This is a genomic window from Enterococcus sp. DIV0901a, from assembly GCF_051711525.1.
GTDB lineage: Bacteria > Bacillota > Bacilli > Lactobacillales > Enterococcaceae > Enterococcus_B > Enterococcus_B faecium.
The window spans coordinates 2,482,501-2,501,222 of the sequence record NZ_JBIOMW010000001.1 but is presented as its reverse complement, the minus strand read 5'-3'; the positions used below and the strand labels follow the sequence as shown (position 1 = coordinate 2,501,222).

Below are 18,722 nucleotides of genomic sequence, written 5' to 3'. Positions count from 1 at the left end.
CCATGTCACGCTATTTGGCTATAAAATATAACAGATAACAAGGTTGTATTATATGTAAAAGCTTACATGTGCGTTATTTCACTATTTTTATATATCAATTATTTCATTAAACTTTGAAGAAATTTTTAATTTCTTTATCATTTATTAACGATTCTCTTTTAGCCGAAACGCCTTGTTTTGTGTTATACTATGCATTGACAAGTATAAAAAAGAAAAAAGCTCGATGGACTGGACCGCTAATTAGCAGTCCAGCCTTTTGTGCTGCTTTTTAGAATTAGGTGGAAAACAAAAATGAAAATGATCGTCGGGTTAGGAAACCCAGGTACCAAATACCAATATACAAAACACAATATCGGCTTTATGGTCGTGGATAAAATTGCACACGAGCATCAAGCTACTTTCAAAAAAAATCCGTTCGAAGCAGAAGTTGCCGAATTTTTTCATAATGGAGAAAAGATCCTTTTAGTCAAACCACAAACATTCATGAATGAATCTGGTCGTGCAGTCGGCCCACTAATGACTTATTTTGGGATTTATCCAGAGGAATTAGTCGTAATCTACGATGATTTGGATCTGGCAGTGGGAAAAATCCGGCTCCGTCAAAAGGGAAGTGCCGGCGGGCATAACGGTATCAAAAGTATTATTTCCCATTTGAATACGAATGTCTTTGATCGAATCAAGGTGGGAATCGGCAGGCCAGAAGGGAAAAAAACAGTAGTCCAGCATGTGCTTAGTCCTTTCAGCAAAGAAAATCAGCCTTTGATAGAAGAAAGCATGTGTCAATCTGTTAAAGCAGTCGAATATCTCATAGAAGGGCATTCGTTCGTGGATGCGATGAATCGATTCAATTGAGGAAGGAGGAAAAGGAATGGATATTATTCAATTAGTCGGAAAAGATCCGCAAGTAAAAGAATGGGTCAGCAATTTAGAAGAAAAAATGCCTAGACAACTAATCACAGGATTAGCGGGCTCAGCGAAAACACTTCTATTTGCTCGAGCGTTTAAGAAAACAAATAAAAACATGATTATTCTGATGCCAAATTTGTATTATGCGAATCAGTTAGCAGAAGATCTGCAACATGTGATTCCGCAAGATCAGATCCATTTATTTCCAGTGGATGAAGTGCTTTCTGCTGAAATGGCCTTTTCTTCTCCAGAAGCGCGAGGCGAGAGAGTTGCAACGCTTAACGCACTTCAAGAAAAAAAAGCAGGTATCTATTTGTTGCCAGTCGCATCTTTGCACAAACGACTGCCGAATAAGAAAACTTGGCTACAGGCGCAATTGAATTGGCATATTGGTGATGAGATAGACGTGGAAAATCTTCCTCGCCAATTGACTTTGATGGGCTATGTACGAGAAGAGATGGTCGCAAAACCGGGAGAATTCAGTATTCGAGGAAGCATTATCGATATTTACCCGTTAACGACAACCTATCCTGTTCGTGTAGAACTATTTGATGTAGAGATAGATTCTATGCGGTATTTTGAAGCAGAAACACAACGCTCAATCGAAAAAACGGAAGAAATCTGGGTTTCCCCAACGAGTGAACAAGTCTACGGACCAGAGGATCTAGAACATGGAATAGAGCAAATGCAAAAAATGCTAGAAAAACGGCTTGCTGCGACCACAGAAGAAGCAGACCGCGAGTTTTTGCAAGATTACTTCGGTCAGCTGACTTCAAGCTGGCAAGCAGGTGTCCCGACAGAAGAAGCAAAATTCTACTCAGATCTTCTTTACCAAGAATCTGTGACGATCTTGGATTATTTCCCTTCAAATAGTTTACTAGTCGTTGATGATTATCAGCGAATCATGGAAACAAATCGGGAAATCGAAAGGGAAGCGGCAGAATGGCAGACTCAAAAAATCAGCGAATTGCGGGTGTTTTCTGAGCAGACATTTTCAGCAGATATACAAAAAATCGTGCAGAAGGAAAAGTTCACCACAACCTTTTTCTCACTCTTCCAAAAAGGGATGGGAAATCTTCGTTTCCAAGCAATCCATAATTTTCAATATCGGACGATGCAACAGTTCTTCGGACAAATGCCATTGCTGAAAACAGAAATGGACCGTTGGCGCAAGCAAAAACAGACTGTTGTGATCTTTATTCCGACAAAGGACAGAATACGCAAAGCAGAACAAATGCTTCGAGATGAAGACATATTAGTAGTAGAAACAGAAAAAAATGCATTGATCAGAGGACAGGTACAATTAGTTGAAGGAGCTTTGCAGGCTGGTTTTGAACTTCCTCAAGAAAAAATAGTAGCTATCACAGAAAAAGAAATTTTTCAAAAAACAACAAAAAAACAAACGAGACGTCAAACAGTAACAAACGCAGAGCGATTGAAAAGCTATAATGAGTTAAAAGCAGGAGATTACGTTGTCCATGCCAATCATGGTATCGGGAAATACATTGGGATGGAAACGCTAGAAGTAGATGGCGTTCACCAAGACTATATGACTATTTTGTATCAAAACGACGACAAACTGTTTATTCCTGTTACTCAACTGAATCTGATCCAAAAATATGTCGCCTCTGAAGCCAAAGCGCCTCGCATCAATAAGCTAGGCGGAAGTGAATGGACGAAAACCAAGCGAAAAGTCTCTTCAAAAATCGAGGATATCGCTGACGATCTAATCAAATTATATGCCGCAAGAGAGTCAGAAAAAGGATATGCTTTTGGACCTGATGACGCCTACCAAAAAGAATTCGAAAATGCCTTCCCCTACTCTGAAACTGATGACCAGTTGAGAAGTGCAGCGGAGATCAAACGGGATATGGAAAAAGAAAAACCAATGGATCGACTACTCGTAGGTGATGTTGGTTATGGGAAAACAGAAGTAGCGCTTCGAGCGGCCTTTAAAGCTATAAAGGAAAGCAAACAAGTAGCCTTTTTAGTTCCAACAACGATCTTGGCACAGCAGCACTATGAAACGATGCTGGAAAGATTTGAAGGCTTCCCCGTAAATATCGGGCTATTAAGTCGTTTCAGAACAAGAAAGCAACAAAAAGAAACCATCGAACAACTGCGTACAGGTCAAGTTGATATTGTTGTAGGGACCCACCGAATTTTGTCAAAAGATATTGAATTTAGCGATTTGGGTCTACTGATCATTGACGAAGAACAACGTTTTGGTGTAAAACATAAGGAACGATTGAAACAGTTACGTGCACAAGTGGATGTTTTGACTCTGACTGCAACACCGATTCCGAGAACTTTGCATATGTCGATGTTAGGCGTGCGGGATCTTTCAGTAATCGAAACACCGCCTGCGAATCGTTATCCGATCCAAACATATGTTATGGAAAAAAATCCTGGGGCTATTCGCGAAGCAATCCATCGAGAAATGGGACGAGGTGGACAAGTATTCTATTTATATAATCGGGTAGAAACGATCGAACAAAAAGTAGAAGAAATCCAAGAACTCGTTCCGGAAGCACGGATCGGTTATGCTCATGGGCAAATGACAGAGGCGCAATTAGAAAATACGCTTTTTGAATTTATTGAAGGTCAGTATGATGTTCTTGTCACTACAACCATCATTGAAACAGGAGTAGATATCCCGAACGCAAATACGTTGTTCGTTGAGAACGCTGATTATATGGGATTATCCACGTTATACCAATTGCGAGGGCGGGTAGGAAGAAGCAGCCGTGTCGCATATGCTTACTTTATGTATGAGCAGCAGAAGATCCTTAACGAAGTCAGTGAAAAACGTCTTCAGGCAATCAAAGATTTTACAGAACTGGGATCTGGATTCAAGATTGCGATGCGGGATCTTTCCATTCGCGGTGCAGGTAATCTCTTAGGTGCTCAGCAGCATGGATTTATTGATGCAGTCGGTTTCGATATGTATTCTCAAATGCTAAGCGAAGCTGTTTCTCGTAAACAAGGAAAGAATAGTCAAGTGGAGAAGACCACTGTTGAGATCGACCTCGGTGTCGATGCGTATCTACCTGAAACATACGTGGCAGATCAACGGCAGAAAATCGAGATCTATAAACGAATTCGTGAACTTGATTCGCAAGAAATGCTAGATGAACTAGAAGATGATCTGCTCGACCGTTTTGGAGAATATCCAGAAGAAGTAGCACATCTCTTGACAATTGGGCAGATCAAAATGGATGGCGATCGAGCGCTCCTAGAAACGATAAGGAAACAGGAGGCGCATATAGTCTTTACTCTAAGTAAAGTTGGAACAAAACGCTATAGTGTGGAACAGTTATTCGAAGCACTGACAGCGACAAAACTAAAAGCCAGTCTAGGCGTTGAAAAAGAACAGATGGTGATACGCTTGACGATCCCCAACCAAATGGAAGAAGCAGTATGGCTTCAGGAAATCCAAAAGTTTGTCAAAGCGTTGCGTGAGCAAAAATATCTGTCAGCGTAGGAAGGAGCAATGATTTGGATCATAAAGAAATGCGGCGCGTCATGCAAGGAGCATTTGTATTGACGATTGCTTCTTTCATAGCAAAAGTATTAAGTGCCCTTTACCGAATTCCCCTCCAAAACTTAGTCGGCGACGAAGGTTTTTATGTTTATCAGCAAGTTTATCCAATTTATGGGATAGCAATGACTTTAGCTTTATCCGGTCTTCCGCAGTTCATATCAAAGTACGTTGCAGAAAGAAAGAATCCTTTCGAGCGAAAGCAAGCTTTGCAAAATCTTTATCCCTTAGTATTTTGGACAGGTGTCTTTTTGTGGTTGTTTGTCTTTTCATTTAGCAGCTGGATTGCTTGGATGATGGGAGACATACAATTGAAACCGCTGATCCAAGTAGTTTCCTTTACCTTTTTGCTGATGCCTGGTCTATCTTTTTATCGAGGGAATTTCCAAGGAAGATTCTTGATGGAACCAACTGCTGTTTCTCAAGTAGTTGAGCAGTTCGTTCGTGTTTTTGTGATTGTCTGTAGTGCGTTTGCTTTTAGAAAGCTTGGATGGACGGTGTACCAAACAGGGACGGCAGCAATGAGTGGAGCTGTTTTTGGCGGTTTATGCGCATATGGGATCCTTCACTACTATGAACAAAAGATTCATGGAGGAGCGTTAAGCTTCCGACGGTTTCCATTGTTCAAACAGCCGTCAAAGCCCTTGATCCGGCGTTTTCTGATAGAAGGCGGACTGGTTTCGATTTATAGTGGATTGCTTATCTTTTTCCAGCTGATCGACTCTTTCTTTGTAAAAAATGCTTTGGAAGTTTACGGACTGTCAGAATACGGTGCGAAGATAGCAAAAGGGGTCTATGATCGAGGTCAGCCTTTAGTACAATTAGGTTTAGTGATTGCCACTGCATTAAGTGCGACATTCCTGCCTGCGTTGACTCGTCATTTGACCAACCGGATCTATCGTCAGTTTTTACAGACAGCCAAAATCTATCTTAGATTGACGACCGCTTTAGCATTAGCTGCGTCTTTGGGATTAGCCTTGCTGCTCCCTTATATCAATTATGCGTTGTTTAAAGATTATGCGGGAAATGCAGCGCTTGTATTGTTTGTTTTTTCCATTGCTTTCACTGCAGTCATCCAAGCTTATCAAAGTATTGCTCAAAGCAAGAACTCGTTTCGCCCTTCTTTAAAAGGCGCAGGATGGGGACTATTGGTAAAAGGATTGACTACTTCTTTTCTGACCGGTTTATTAGGAACAGCAGGTGCAAGCCTGTCTACTCTTTTAGGATTAGGTGTGACGCTTTGGTATTTTGTTCGAATCGAAACAAAAGAGCTAAATGCTTTTTGGAAAGAACGGCATTTTGGACGGAAGTTGATGATCAGCCTTCTTTGTATGGCAGTAGTACTGCTGCTGTATTATGGTGTATTGAATATAGTGTTTGGTCCTGTAACTCATCGTTCCACTGCTTTTTTTGTCAGCGTGATAGGAGTTGGGATCGGGGCTTCTGTGTTCATTTATACAGTGATCCGTCTTCGTCTGTTTACAGTACGAGAATGGCTAATGTTGCCTTTTGGTAAGAAAATCCTGCGATTAAATAAAAAAATTAAAAAGTGAGGAATAAGATATGCGATTAGATAAATTTTTAAAAATTTCCCGAATCATCAAAAGACGATCAGTAGCAAAAGAAGTAGCTGATAAAGGAAGAATTCAAATCAACGGTAAATTGGCGAAATCTTCCAGTGATGTCAAAGTAGGCGATATTTTGAAAGTCCAGTTCGGCAACAAAACGTTGGAAGTGAAAATCACGGAATTACATGAATCAACCAAAAAAGAAGATGCACAAAAAATGTACGAAATTATTTCTGAAAATCGCACAGAAACACTAGAGAAATAGATTAGACAAGCTTTCACGATATTGGTATAATGAAAAAGACAATCAAAAAGATTGGAGCGAATCCAAGTGACGAAAAAAAGCAATAAAATCGCTGCGCTAGATACGGAATATGCAAAGAAAAAGTATGCTGAATTTCAGCAACAACAACGTCAACTGATTTTTCGAAGACGCAGACTGGCTGCAATTTTTGTTGGTGCTTTGGTCATTTTCGCGATAATAGGTGTGCAGATTTTCCATGACATGCAAAGGATGCATCAATTGAACGAATTGAGAGTCGAAGCAAATACTGAAATGAAAGAAGTCAACGCAGACGTTGATCAGCTGCACCAAGATGTTTCATTGCTGAAAGATGATGAGTATGTAGCTAAACTTGCCAGAAGCAAATTCTTTTACTCAAAAGACGGTGAAAAAGTTTATCCTATATTAGAATCAAATACAGACAGCTCGACAAATGAAACAGATCAATCAACTAGTTCTACAACTGCAAAATAAGCAGGAATATAAAAAAGGGAAATAATTAGGAGGAACATTTTTTTTATGTCAATCGAGGTAGGAGCAAAACTGCAAGGAAAAGTATCAGGAATCACAAATTTTGGTGCGTTTATTGATCTAGGTGCTGGAAAAACGGGTCTAGTTCATATTAGCGAAGTGTCAAATGGCTATGTAAAAGACATCCATGATGTTTTAAGTGTAGGAGATGAAGTAACAGTCAAAGTTATTTCAGTAAATGATGATGGAAAAATCGGACTATCTATCCGGAAAGCGCAGGAACAACCTGCTGAATCTGGAGAAGAAAGCCGTCCTAAAAAATATCAACAAAAAGATCCCCGTGACAACCGAAATCGTCCAGCACAGAAAAAATCTTTTTCTCGCAGTCAACCTTCAGCTCAAAAAGAAGACTTCGATTCATTGATGAGTTCATTTTTGAAAGATAGCGATGACCGCTTATCTTCATTGAAGCGAAACACAGAAGGAAAGCGCGGTGGCCGTGGCGGACGCCGCAGCTAAAAAGCCGCAAATAATGATAGTGCGACTATTTGGGTCATAGTATCAACAGAGGGCAGGTTAATTGTCGTTTTAGACGTTTTCCCGCTCTCTTTTTTTTAGGAAGAAAGGGTGTGGAAAGGATGAACGTTGAAAAAGGCGGGAAAAAAGCACCGCTATTACAGCAGTCATTTATTCGGCACGGGAATGAACAAGGATTCTGGCAACAAGGATCGAGAATTTTAGCAGCGGTATCAGGTGGTGTTGATTCGATGGTTTTGCTCCATTTACTTTTACAAGTGCAACGCCAAATCGGTTTTTCTTTAGGTATCGTCCACATCAATCACCAATTAAGAGAAGAATCAGCAGAAGAAGCTGCCTATCTTCGCTCATATTGTGAAGAGAAGAATCTCCCTTTATATGTAAGTATTTGGGAAGATCCAGCCAAATCCGCCATAGAAACAGAAGCTCGTAACTTTCGTTATCAAGAATTCACTCGCGTGATGGAAGAAGGACAATATGACACATTGATGACTGCTCATCACGGAGATGATCAAATCGAGACGGTGTTAATGAAAATCGTTCGTGGGGGACAGTTAAATACTTTTTCTGGAATCAAAGAAGTACAACCATTTGCTACGGGCAGACTGGTTCGTCCGTTGCTGAGTTTTAGCAAAGAAGACCTATATACTTATGCAGCGGAATCGCAGCTTGTTTACTTTGAGGATCAGACAAACCAATTGTTAGATGTCCAGAGAAATCGGCTTCGTCATTTGGTAGTTCCTCAATTGAAACAAGAAAATACACAGGCGTTGAGACATTTCCAGCAATTTTCGCAACAGATCCAATGGGCAGACCAAGTCATTCAAAAATATATGGGACAGTTGATCGAAAAGGAAGTCGAACAGTGGGAGGAACAATTTCGATTTTCTGCAGAAATGATTGAAGAAATGACAGATGCTGAACGATACTATTTTTTTTACTCCTTTTTCGACAAAGCATTCTCAAAAACAGGGATTATTTTGAAAGAACAACAAATGGAGTCGATTTTAGACCAGTGGCAACAGAAAAAAAGCCAATGGCAACTCAGTATTGGCAATAATTGGATACTGAAAAGAGAGTATCATTTTGTTGTACTCTCTAAAAAAGAAAAACAAGCAACTAGCCAGACAGAAAACCAGCGCTTGTTGCTGATTCCAGAACAAGGAATATATTTGAATGAAACAGAATGGATTGGTCTGGTCAAACCTGAAAATGCAGGGGACATCAAAGCAACAGATTCATGGTCTCTATTTTCTCATGACATTTGGATTCCTGCTGATGTGCAACTGTATGTCGAAAAAAGAAAAGCAGGAGACCGCATTAAATTAACAGAGAATCTCACAAAAAAAGTATCTAGATATTTTATCGATCAGAAAGTACCTAATTCACAAAGGCAGCATGCTTGGATCATTACAGATGCCAAAAGAAATATATATAGCTTGATACCTTTTGCCTTTTCATATTTGAGTATTCGTGAAGAAACTGATAAAATACACTACATACTTCTTTACAAATATCAAAAAGAAGCAATTGGAAGGAGAACCTGATGTTGGAAAAGGATATTGAGAGAATTTTGATCTCACAAGAAGAGATACAAGTTCGTTGCAAAGAACTAGGCAAAGAGTTAACAGAAATTTACCAAAACACCAATCCCCTAGTAGTAGGTGTCTTAAAAGGAGCGGTACCATTCATGGCAGATATCGTTCGTTCTATCGATACGTATTTGGAATTGGATTTCATGGATGTTTCAAGCTACGGGAATGCAACAGTCTCGTCAGGGGAAGTAAAAATCGTCAAAGACTTAGATACGAATGTAGAAGGTCGCGATCTGTTGATCGTTGAAGATATCATTGACAGCGGAAGAACACTTGCTTATTTAGTGGATCTTTTCAAATACCGCAAAGCAAAATCAGTCAAAATTGTTACACTACTTGACAAACCTGAAGGAAGAGTAGTAAATATCGAAGCAGATTATGTTGGCTTCAACGTACCAAATGAATTTGTGGTCGGTTATGGCTTGGATTATGCAGAAGCATATCGTAACCTTCCGTACATCGGTGTATTGAAACCTAGTGTTTATCAATCAAATTAATGCTGTATCTCAATTAAATTATGGTACAATAGAATGGTCAGGATTGATAAAAAACTGTTAAATTAAATTGACGCTTAGGGAGGGCAACTATGAACAAAAAGAACAACGGCATGATGAAAAATGCCTTGTATTATGTCCTCGTAATCTTAGCGATGGTAATGGTCGTTTATTTTATTTTTGGTAATAACGGCCAGCGATCGTCAGATATCGAGTACTCAAAATTCACAGAACAACTACAAGCAGGCAAGATCAAAGAATTTGAAGTGCAGCCTGCAAATGGTGTATATAAGATCACTGGTGAATACAAAGAACAGCAGACCGTCGCTAACAGCGGTGGGTTAGCTATCTTAGGTTCAACAGATACGACTACTACCCATTTCACAACAATCATTTTGCCAAATGATACAACATTGAGCCAAGTAACAGAACTGGCAAAAGAAAACAAAGTTGCTACAACAGTAAAAGAAGAATCAAGCAGCGGTATATGGGTTTCCCTATTGCTTAGCTTCTTGCCAATCGTAATCATCATCTTTTTCTTTTACATGATGATGGGACAACAAGGCGGCGGCGGTGGCGGTGGCGGCCGTGTCATGAACTTTGGTAAATCAAAAGCCAAAGAAGCAGACAAAAAAGCTAATCGCGTACGTTTTTCTGATGTAGCGGGTGCGGAAGAAGAAAAACAAGAACTAGTTGAAGTTGTTGAATTTCTGAAAGATCCTCGCCGATTTGTTGAATTAGGTGCCCGTATCCCGGCAGGTGTACTTTTAGAAGGACCTCCAGGAACAGGTAAAACCTTATTAGCAAAAGCTGTTGCCGGAGAAGCTGGAGTACCGTTTTACTCGATCTCGGGTTCTGATTTCGTAGAAATGTTTGTCGGTGTCGGAGCAAGTCGTGTTCGTGATTTGTTTGAAACAGCGAAGAAAAACGCACCAGCTATCATTTTCATTGATGAAATTGATGCGGTAGGTCGTCAACGTGGTGCCGGTATGGGCGGCGGACATGATGAACGCGAACAAACATTGAACCAATTGCTTGTAGAAATGGATGGCTTCGACGGAAATGAAGGAGTAATCGTCATTGCTGCAACCAACCGTTCTGATGTACTAGACCCAGCGTTACTACGTCCAGGCCGTTTTGACCGCCAGATTTTAGTTGGACGTCCAGATGTAAAAGGTCGTGAAGCAATCTTGCGAGTCCATGCACGGAATAAACCGATGGCAGATGACGTTGACTTGAAAGTTGTGGCTCAACAGACACCAGGTTTTGCCGGAGCAGATTTAGAAAATGTCTTGAATGAAGCAGCGTTAGTAGCTGCTAGAAGAAATAAAAAGAAAATCGATGCTTCTGATATCGATGAAGCGGAAGATCGCGTGATTGCAGGTCCAGCTAAAAAAGATCGCGTAATCAGCAAAAAAGAACGCGAAATGGTTGCTTATCACGAAGCTGGTCATACGATTGTCGGATTAGTATTGAGTCGCGCTCGGGTCGTCCACAAAGTAACGATCATCCCTCGCGGACGCGCCGGCGGATATATGATCGCTTTACCAAAAGAAGATCAGTTCTTGATGACGAAAGAAGATATGTTTGAACAAATCGTAGGCTTACTTGGTGGACGTACAGCTGAAGAAATCATCTTCAATGTCCAATCAACTGGTGCTTCCAATGACTTTGAGCAAGCGACAGCTCTAGCACGAAGCATGGTAACAGAATATGGAATGAGTGATCGTTTAGGTCCTGTTCAATATGAAGGAAACCATCAAGTGTTTGTTGGCCGCGACTATGGTCAAACAAAAGCTTACTCTGAACAAGTCGCTTTCGAGATTGATCAAGAAGTACGAAAAATCTTGATGGAAGCTCATGATAAAGCTCGAGAAATCATCGAAGCTCATCGTGCACAACATAAACTGATTGCTGAAAAACTTTTGGAATTCGAAACATTGGATGCCAAAGCAATCAAGTCATTGTTTGAACACGGTGTGATGCCTGAAGGTACTGAGTCAAATGATTATCCAAGCGAAAAAGAAGCGAAAACTTTTGAAGAAGCAAAACGTGCTTTGGAAGAAAAAGACGCTGAAAAACAAGCGGAAGAAAAACGTGATTTTGAAGAAGCAAAACATGAACTGAATGAGGAAAATAAAGCAGAACATGATTCAGATTCTCAACAATCAGAAGATAATCATTCAGACGATCAATACAAATAAAAAAATATAGGTCAATTGATCTGATATGACTCCCGAAAACCGGAACAAAAACCGGTTTTCGGGAGATTTCTTTATTTAAGTTGTAAATAGGATGATGTCCTGTTTTCTAGATGATTCTGAATTATTTTTAAAAGAAGCATTCCAAAGTTGAAAAAAGCAGTAGTTGCTAGTATGATTCACTATGAGTTTAAAAACGGAAAAAGGAGTACATAACAAATGAAAGATTATTTGGTTAAGGCACTTGCTCACGACGGATTCGTCCGAGCATACGCCGTTCAAGCAACAAATACCGTAGCGGAGGCACAAAGACGTCATGATACTTGGCACACCTCCTCAGCTGCTTTGGGACGGACATTGGTCGGTAGTCTGCTACTTGGTGCGACGCTCAAAGGAGAAGACAAACTAACTGTTCGAATCCAAGGCGATGGTCCAGCAACAGGAATTGTAGTAGATGCAAATGGAAAGGGAGATGTGAAAGGTTACATCAAAAATCCGCATCTCAGTCTTCCTCTAAATAGTGAAGGTAAAATCGATGTGCGGGGAGCAGTTGGAACACAAGGAATGTTTACTGTCACAAAAGACTTAGGATTAAAAGAACCTTTTTCTGGGCAAACGCCGATTGTTTCTGGAGAAATCGCTGAAGATTTTACTTACTATCTTGCTATCTCAGAACAAATCCCTTCAGCTGTTGGACTGAGTGTATTGGTCAATACTGACGACAGCATCAAGACGGCGGGAGGATTCATGATCCAAATCATGCCAGGTGCCGATGAAGAAACAATCAGCAAGATCGAAGAACAATTAAAAACGACACCAAGAATCTCTACCCTCTTAGATGAAGGACAGACACCAGAAGAAATATTGAAAGGATTGCTTGGTACAGAAGAATTGAACATTTTGGAAAAAATGCCTGTTCAATTCAAATGTGACTGTTCAAAAGAAAAATTTGCAGAAGCAATTATCGCGTTAGGTGCAGAAGAAATCCAAGCAATGATAGACGAAGATCACGGTGCAGAAGCGGTTTGTTCTTTCTGTAATAACAAATACAAGTATAGTGAAGAAGAATTAGCTGGATTGAAGAAAGAAGCCTTAGGAGGGATTTAAGTGGAACACACATGGAAAATCGGCAATGTGGAAATCCCTAATCGTGTCGTTGTTGCACCGATGGCTGGAATAACAAATTCAGCATTTCGAGTCACTGTCAAAGAATTTGGTGCAGGCTTAGTCGTATGTGAAATGATCAGTGACCAAGGTATTCATTTCAGAAACAAAAAAACTTTAGAGATGCTCCACATTGAAGAAACAGAACATCCATTAAGTTTACAGATATTTGGCGGAAATAAAGATAGTCTAGTTGAAGCTGCTCAATTTGTCGAAGAAAACACAGCTGCCGATATAATAGATATCAATATGGGCTGTCCAGTAAATAAAGTAATCAAAGCAGAAGCAGGAGCAAAATGGCTTTTAGATCCTGAGAAAGTATACGAAATGGTCCAAGCTGTTTCTTCAGCAGTAGATATCCCAGTAACAGTCAAGATGCGTATTGGTTGGGATGAAGAGCACGTCTTTGCTGTAGAAAATGCATTAGCAGCACAATCAGCTGGAGCAAGTGCCATCGCTATGCATGGACGTACACGGGTTCAGATGTATGAAGGAAAAGCGGACTGGGAAGTATTGAAAGAAGTGAAAAAACATTTGACGATCCCATTTATGGGGAACGGGGATGTCAAAACGCCAGAAGATGCAAAACGGATGCTTGACTATGTCGGTGCAGACGGTGTGATGATTGGTCGTGCAGCGCTGGGCAATCCATGGATGATTCACCGCACACAGCATTATCTCGAAACAGGAGAACTGATTCCTGAACCAACACCAGCCGAAAAAATTGCTACAGCTAAACTTCATTTACAACGCTTAGCAGATCTCAAAGGAGAAAAAGTAGCTTGTAGAGAATTCAGAACACATGCGGCTTATTATTTAAAAGGGATTCCTCGAGCAGCGAAAGTGAAAGTAGCAATCAATCAGACAGAAAAACAGCAAGAAATCAATGACCTGCTGGACCAATTTGTAGAAAAAGCGGAAAAAGTACTATTGAAACAAACGTTGTGATTTCTAAGTTTTTCGTGAATTTTCAAGCCGAAATTCCAAGTTCGGCTTGCTTTTTTTGTGTTTCATTGGCATTATAGGAAAGAGATTAACATGAGAATGGAGGAACTTTTGTGACACAGGAACAACAACATCAAGTAGAAGATTTAAATGATCAAATGCTTGTACGTCGTCAAAAAATGGAACAATTGCGTGAAGATGGAATCGATCCATTTGGAAAACGATTTGAACGCACGCACAACTCAGAAGAATTGCATGAACTATTTGATCCAAGAACAAAAGAAGAACTAGCAGAAATGGGATTGACCGCTAGTGTAGCTGGTCGTATGATGACTCGCCGAGGAAAAGGGAAAGCTGGATTTGCGCATCTACAAGATCGTGAAGGCCAAATTCAAATTTATGTAAGAAAAGACCAAGTAGGTGATGAGGCCTATGAAGTATTCAAACATGCAGACCTTGGAGATTTCTTTGGTGTAACTGGACAAATCATGAAAACAGACACAGGCGAAGTTTCTATCAAAGCTTCAGAAATCACGATTTTGTCAAAAGCACTTCGTCCACTGCCAGATAAATACCATGGCTTAACGAATATTGAACAACGCTACAGACAACGCTACTTGGATTTAATCAGTAATCGCGAAAGCTTTGACCGATTTATGAAACGAAGCCAAATTATCAGCGAAATCCGTCGCTATTTAGATGGCAATGGCTATATTGAAGTAGAAACACCAGTATTGCACAATGAGGCAGGTGGAGCTGCCGCACGCCCATTTATCACGCATCATAATGCACTGGACATTGATTTATATTTGCGTATTGCGCTAGAACTTCATTTAAAACGACTAATTGTTGGCGGAATGGAAAAAGTTTATGAAATCGGCCGCGTTTTCCGTAATGAAGGAATTGATACTACACATAATCCAGAATTTACAATGTTAGAAGCATACACAGCATATACTGATTTCAATGATGTAATGAATCTGACAGAAGGTATTATCCGTAACGCAGCTGAAAAAGTACTAGGAACAGCAAAAATCACATATGATGGACAAGCTGTCGACTTAGAAAGTGACTTTAAACGCATCCATATGGTAGATGCAATCAAAGAACAAACTGGTGTAGACTTCTGGCAAGAAATGACATTGGAAGAAGCATTAGCTTTAGCCGAAAAACACAATGTAGAAGTAACCGAAGCTATGGGTGTCGGACATGTTATCAATGAATTCTTTGAAACATTTGTTGAAGAAACATTGACACAACCGACGTTTGTATACGGACATCCAGTCGAAGTTTCGCCTTTAGCGAAGAAAAATCCAGAAGATCCTCGATTCACAGATCGATTCGAACTATTCATCGTGGGGCGCGAATTTGCTAATGCCTTTACAGAACTGAACGATCCAATTGATCAAAGAGAAAGATTCGAAGCGCAAGAAAAAGAACGTGAACTAGGAAATGACGAAGCTCACGGTGTAGACGAAGACTTCTTGGAAGCCTTAGAATACGGTATGCCGCCAACTGGTGGTCTAGGTATCGGGATCGACAGATTAGTAATGTTGCTAACTGATGCACAATCAATTCGGGATGTTTTGCTATTCCCAACAATGAGATAATCGAATAAAAGCTGTCTAAGGAATTCCTTAGGCAGCTTTTGCTGTGTAGAAAGGAATAAATAATAACGAAAGTTCAAAAGCTAATGCCGACTATTCTAGACATTAAAGAAGACGAAAACGAACGATAAAGAAAGAAAAGTTATGAATAATCGTTTATTGAAAAAAACTTGAAAAAATACAAAAAATTCGTTGACCAAGCTAAATTTAGTTGGTATATTATTACTTGTCCAAAAGACAGAAGAAAATATTTATTCAAAAACATAACAAAAAAGTTATTGACATGTTACTAACGACATGATAAGATAACTGAGTCGTTAAAAAAGAACCACTTGCGAAGCTTGATTCTATCGAAAAAAACTTCAAAAAAGTTCTTGACAAATAACAAACGATAAGTTATGATAAATGAGTTGCTGAAAGATTTCGAAAAACGAAATCGAAAAAAACTTTTAAAAAAGAGTTGACAATCGTTTGTCTCTCTGATATGATATAAAAGTTGCTACGGCAACCAAAAATGAATCGGGAAACACTCTCGATGAAGTAGACCTTTGAAAACTGAACAAAGTAAGACAAACCAAATGTGTAGGGCGTCTTGATTCAATTCAAGACAACAAACATTTTTAACAAGCAAGCAATATGCTAGCAAACAAATTGAGCTTAACAATCGCAAGATTGTTCGAACTTTTTATGAGAGTTTGATCCTGGCTCAGGACGAACGCTGGCGGCGTGCCTAATACATGCAAGTCGAACGCTTCTTTTTCCACCGGAGCTTGCTCCACCGGAAAAAGAGGAGTGGCGAACGGGTGAGTAACACGTGGGTAACCTGCCCATCAGAAGGGGATAACACTTGGAAACAGGTGCTAATACCGTATAACAATCAAAACCGCATGGTTTTGATTTGAAAGGCGCTTTCGGGTGTCGCTGATGGATGGACCCGCGGTGCATTAGCTAGTTGGTGAGGTAACGGCTCACCAAGGCCACGATGCATAGCCGACCTGAGAGGGTGATCGGCCACATTGGGACTGAGACACGGCCCAAACTCCTACGGGAGGCAGCAGTAGGGAATCTTCGGCAATGGACGAAAGTCTGACCGAGCAACGCCGCGTGAGTGAAGAAGGTTTTCGGATCGTAAAACTCTGTTGTTAGAGAAGAACAAGGATGAGAGTAACTGTTCATCCCTTGACGGTATCTAACCAGAAAGCCACGGCTAACTACGTGCCAGCAGCCGCGGTAATACGTAGGTGGCAAGCGTTGTCCGGATTTATTGGGCGTAAAGCGAGCGCAGGCGGTTTCTTAAGTCTGATGTGAAAGCCCCCGGCTCAACCGGGGAGGGTCATTGGAAACTGGGAGACTTGAGTGCAGAAGAGGAGAGTGGAATTCCATGTGTAGCGGTGAAATGCGTAGATATATGGAGGAACACCAGTGGCGAAGGCGGCTCTCTGGTCTGTAACTGACGCTGAGGCTCGAAAGCGTGGGGAGCAAACAGGATTAGATACCCTGGTAGTCCACGCCGTAAACGATGAGTGCTAAGTGTTGGAGGGTTTCCGCCCTTCAGTGCTGCAGCTAACGCATTAAGCACTCCGCCTGGGGAGTACGACCGCAAGGTTGAAACTCAAAGGAATTGACGGGGGCCCGCACAAGCGGTGGAGCATGTGGTTTAATTCGAAGCAACGCGAAGAACCTTACCAGGTCTTGACATCCTTTGACCACTCTAGAGATAGAGCTTCCCCTTCGGGGGCAAAGTGACAGGTGGTGCATGGTTGTCGTCAGCTCGTGTCGTGAGATGTTGGGTTAAGTCCCGCAACGAGCGCAACCCTTATTGTTAGTTGCCATCATTCAGTTGGGCACTCTAGCAAGACTGCCGGTGACAAACCGGAGGAAGGTGGGGATGACGTCAAATCATCATGCCCCTTATGACCTGGGCTACACACGTGCTACAATGGGAAGTACAACGAGTTGCGAAGTCGCGAGGCTAAGCTAATCTCTTAAAGCTTCTCTCAGTTCGGATTGCAGGCTGCAACTCGCCTGCATGAAGCCGGAATCGCTAGTAATCGCGGATCAGCACGCCGCGGTGAATACGTTCCCGGGCCTTGTACACACCGCCCGTCACACCACGAGAGTTTGTAACACCCGAAGTCGGTGAGGTAACCTTTTTGGAGCCAGCCGCCTAAGGTGGGATAGATGATTGGGGTGAAGTCGTAACAAGGTAGCCGTATCGGAAGGTGCGGCTGGATCACCTCCTTTCTAAGGAATATTACGGAGACTACACAATTTGTTTTTACTTTGTTCAGTTTTGAGAGGTTTACTCTCAATTTAAAACGGGGCCTTAGCTCAGCTGGGAGAGCGCCTGCTTTGCACGCAGGAGGTCAGCGGTTCGATCCCGCTAGGCTCCATTAACAACATTAGTTGTTAAATTTGTTCATTGAAAACTGGATATTTGAAGTAAATGTAAGTAATACAAACCGAGAACACCGCGTTGAATTTGAAAGCTGAACAAATTGTTTAGCCTGAAGCAAAATAGGCGGACGGCCATAAAATCTTTGATTTTATGAGACGATCGATCTTTTTGCCGCACAGGCTGATTTGTGAGCTGGATAGAGTTTTTTAATAAGTTCAATTGCTTATTTTCTTGATCTAACTTCTATCGCTAGAAGAAGGATCAAAACCCAACCGCAAGGTTGATAAGGTTAAGTGAATAAGGGCGCACGGTGGATGCCTTGGCACTAGGAGCCGATGAAGGACGGGACTAACACCGATATGCTTTGGGGAGCTGTACGTAAGCTATGATCCAGAGATTTCCGAATGGGGGAACCCAGCATCTTTAATAGGATGTTACGATTGTGTGAATACATAGCACATTCGAGGTAGACGCAGAGAACTGAAACATCTAAGTACCTGCAGGAAGAGAAAGAAAATTCGATTCCCTGAGTAGCGGCGAGCGAAACGGGAAAAGCCCAAACCAGCAAGCTTGCTTGTTGGGGTTGTAGGACTCCAATATGGTAGTTCTTTCAGATAGTCGAATGACTTGGAAAAGTCAGTCAAAGAGGGTAAAAACCCCGTAGACGAAATGTGGAAGACACCTAGGAGGATCCTGAGTACGGCGGAACACGAGAAATTCCGTCGGAATCCGGGAGGACCATCTCCCAAGGCTAAATACTCCCTAGTGACCGATAGTGAACCAGTACCGTGAGGGAAAGGTGAAAAGCACCCCGGAAGGGGAGTGAAATAGAACCTGAAACCGTGTGCCTACAACAAGTCAAAGCCCGTTAATGGGTGATGGCGTGCCTTTTGTAGAATGAACCGGCGAGTTACGATTGCATGCGAGGTTAAGTTGAAGAGACGGAGCCGCAGCGAAAGCGAGTCTGAATAGGGCGTTTGAGTATGTAGTCGTAGACCCGAAACCATGTGAT

12 protein-coding genes, 1 tRNA gene and 2 rRNA genes (1 of these 15 running past the window's edge) are annotated in these 18,722 nt (G+C 41.3%); all 15 read left to right on the top strand.

Translation table 11 applies throughout. The features are described from left to right. The first annotated feature begins 291 nt into the window (after positions 1-291). Positions 292-852 (top strand): aminoacyl-tRNA hydrolase, encoded by a 561-nt coding sequence (pth, locus tag IGL70_RS12045; RefSeq protein WP_104873989.1) that lies wholly within the window; start codon positions 292-294, stop codon positions 850-852. 16 nt (positions 853-868) lie between these two features. Then, positions 869-4,390: a transcription-repair coupling factor gene (gene mfd, locus IGL70_RS12040; protein WP_002287403.1), complete on the top strand. Its 3,522-nt coding sequence runs from the start codon at positions 869-871 to the stop codon at positions 4,388-4,390. A gap of 14 nt (positions 4,391-4,404) precedes the next feature. Continuing rightward, the gene (locus tag IGL70_RS12035) at positions 4,405-6,000 is read left to right on the top strand and encodes a putative polysaccharide biosynthesis protein (protein ID WP_002325526.1); all 1,596 of its coding nucleotides are present in this window, start codon (positions 4,405-4,407) and stop codon (positions 5,998-6,000) included. A 10-nt stretch (positions 6,001-6,010) separates the two neighbouring features. Continuing rightward, positions 6,011-6,280: an RNA-binding S4 domain-containing protein gene (locus IGL70_RS12030; RefSeq protein ID WP_002287407.1), complete on the top strand. Its 270-nt coding sequence runs from the start codon at positions 6,011-6,013 to the stop codon at positions 6,278-6,280. Between the two features lie 66 nt (positions 6,281-6,346). Beyond that, a complete protein-coding gene (locus IGL70_RS12025; protein ID WP_002287409.1) occupies positions 6,347-6,772 on the top strand; it encodes an FtsB family cell division protein in 426 nt (141 codons plus the stop codon). Positions 6,773-6,817: 45 nt separating this feature from the next. Beyond that, positions 6,818-7,288 carry a S1 domain-containing RNA-binding protein gene (locus IGL70_RS12020; RefSeq protein WP_002287412.1) on the top strand — a complete coding sequence of 157 codons (471 nt, stop codon included), beginning with the start codon at positions 6,818-6,820 and terminating at the stop codon, positions 7,286-7,288. Positions 7,289-7,407: 119 nt separating this feature from the next. Next, positions 7,408-8,853, top strand: a complete 1,446-nt coding sequence (gene tilS / locus IGL70_RS12015) for a tRNA lysidine(34) synthetase TilS (RefSeq protein ID WP_033585966.1) — start codon at positions 7,408-7,410, stop codon at positions 8,851-8,853. After that, entirely contained in the window at positions 8,853-9,398 is a 546-nt protein-coding gene (hpt, locus tag IGL70_RS12010; RefSeq protein WP_002287415.1) for a hypoxanthine phosphoribosyltransferase, read from the top strand. Before tilS ends, hpt begins: the two co-directional genes overlap by 1 nt. A gap of 89 nt (positions 9,399-9,487) precedes the next feature. Then, positions 9,488-11,599, top strand: coding sequence for an ATP-dependent zinc metalloprotease FtsH (ftsH, locus tag IGL70_RS12005; protein WP_002287418.1), 2,112 nt, complete (start codon positions 9,488-9,490; stop codon positions 11,597-11,599). A 216-nt stretch (positions 11,600-11,815) separates the two neighbouring features. Further along, positions 11,816-12,703 (top strand): Hsp33 family molecular chaperone HslO, encoded by an 888-nt coding sequence (gene hslO, locus IGL70_RS12000; RefSeq protein ID WP_002298174.1) that lies wholly within the window; start codon positions 11,816-11,818, stop codon positions 12,701-12,703. Then, on the top strand, positions 12,704-13,708 hold the full coding sequence (gene dusB, locus IGL70_RS11995; protein WP_002307694.1) for a tRNA dihydrouridine synthase DusB: 1,005 nt from the start codon (positions 12,704-12,706) through the stop codon (positions 13,706-13,708). Between the two features lie 110 nt (positions 13,709-13,818). Then, complete coding sequence (gene lysS, locus IGL70_RS11990; RefSeq protein WP_002296055.1) at positions 13,819-15,315, top strand: lysine--tRNA ligase; 1,497 nt, start codon at positions 13,819-13,821, stop codon at positions 15,313-15,315. Between the two features lie 680 nt (positions 15,316-15,995). Then, positions 15,996-17,556 (top strand): 16S ribosomal RNA (locus tag IGL70_RS11985). A 76-nt stretch (positions 17,557-17,632) separates the two neighbouring features. Then, positions 17,633-17,705, top strand: a tRNA-Ala gene (locus tag IGL70_RS11980). Positions 17,706-17,997: 292 nt separating this feature from the next. Beyond that, positions 17,998-18,722 (top strand): 23S ribosomal RNA (locus IGL70_RS11975) (it continues 2,190 nt past the right edge of the window). Together the 16S and 23S rRNA genes with 1 tRNA gene alongside form the textbook arrangement of a ribosomal RNA operon.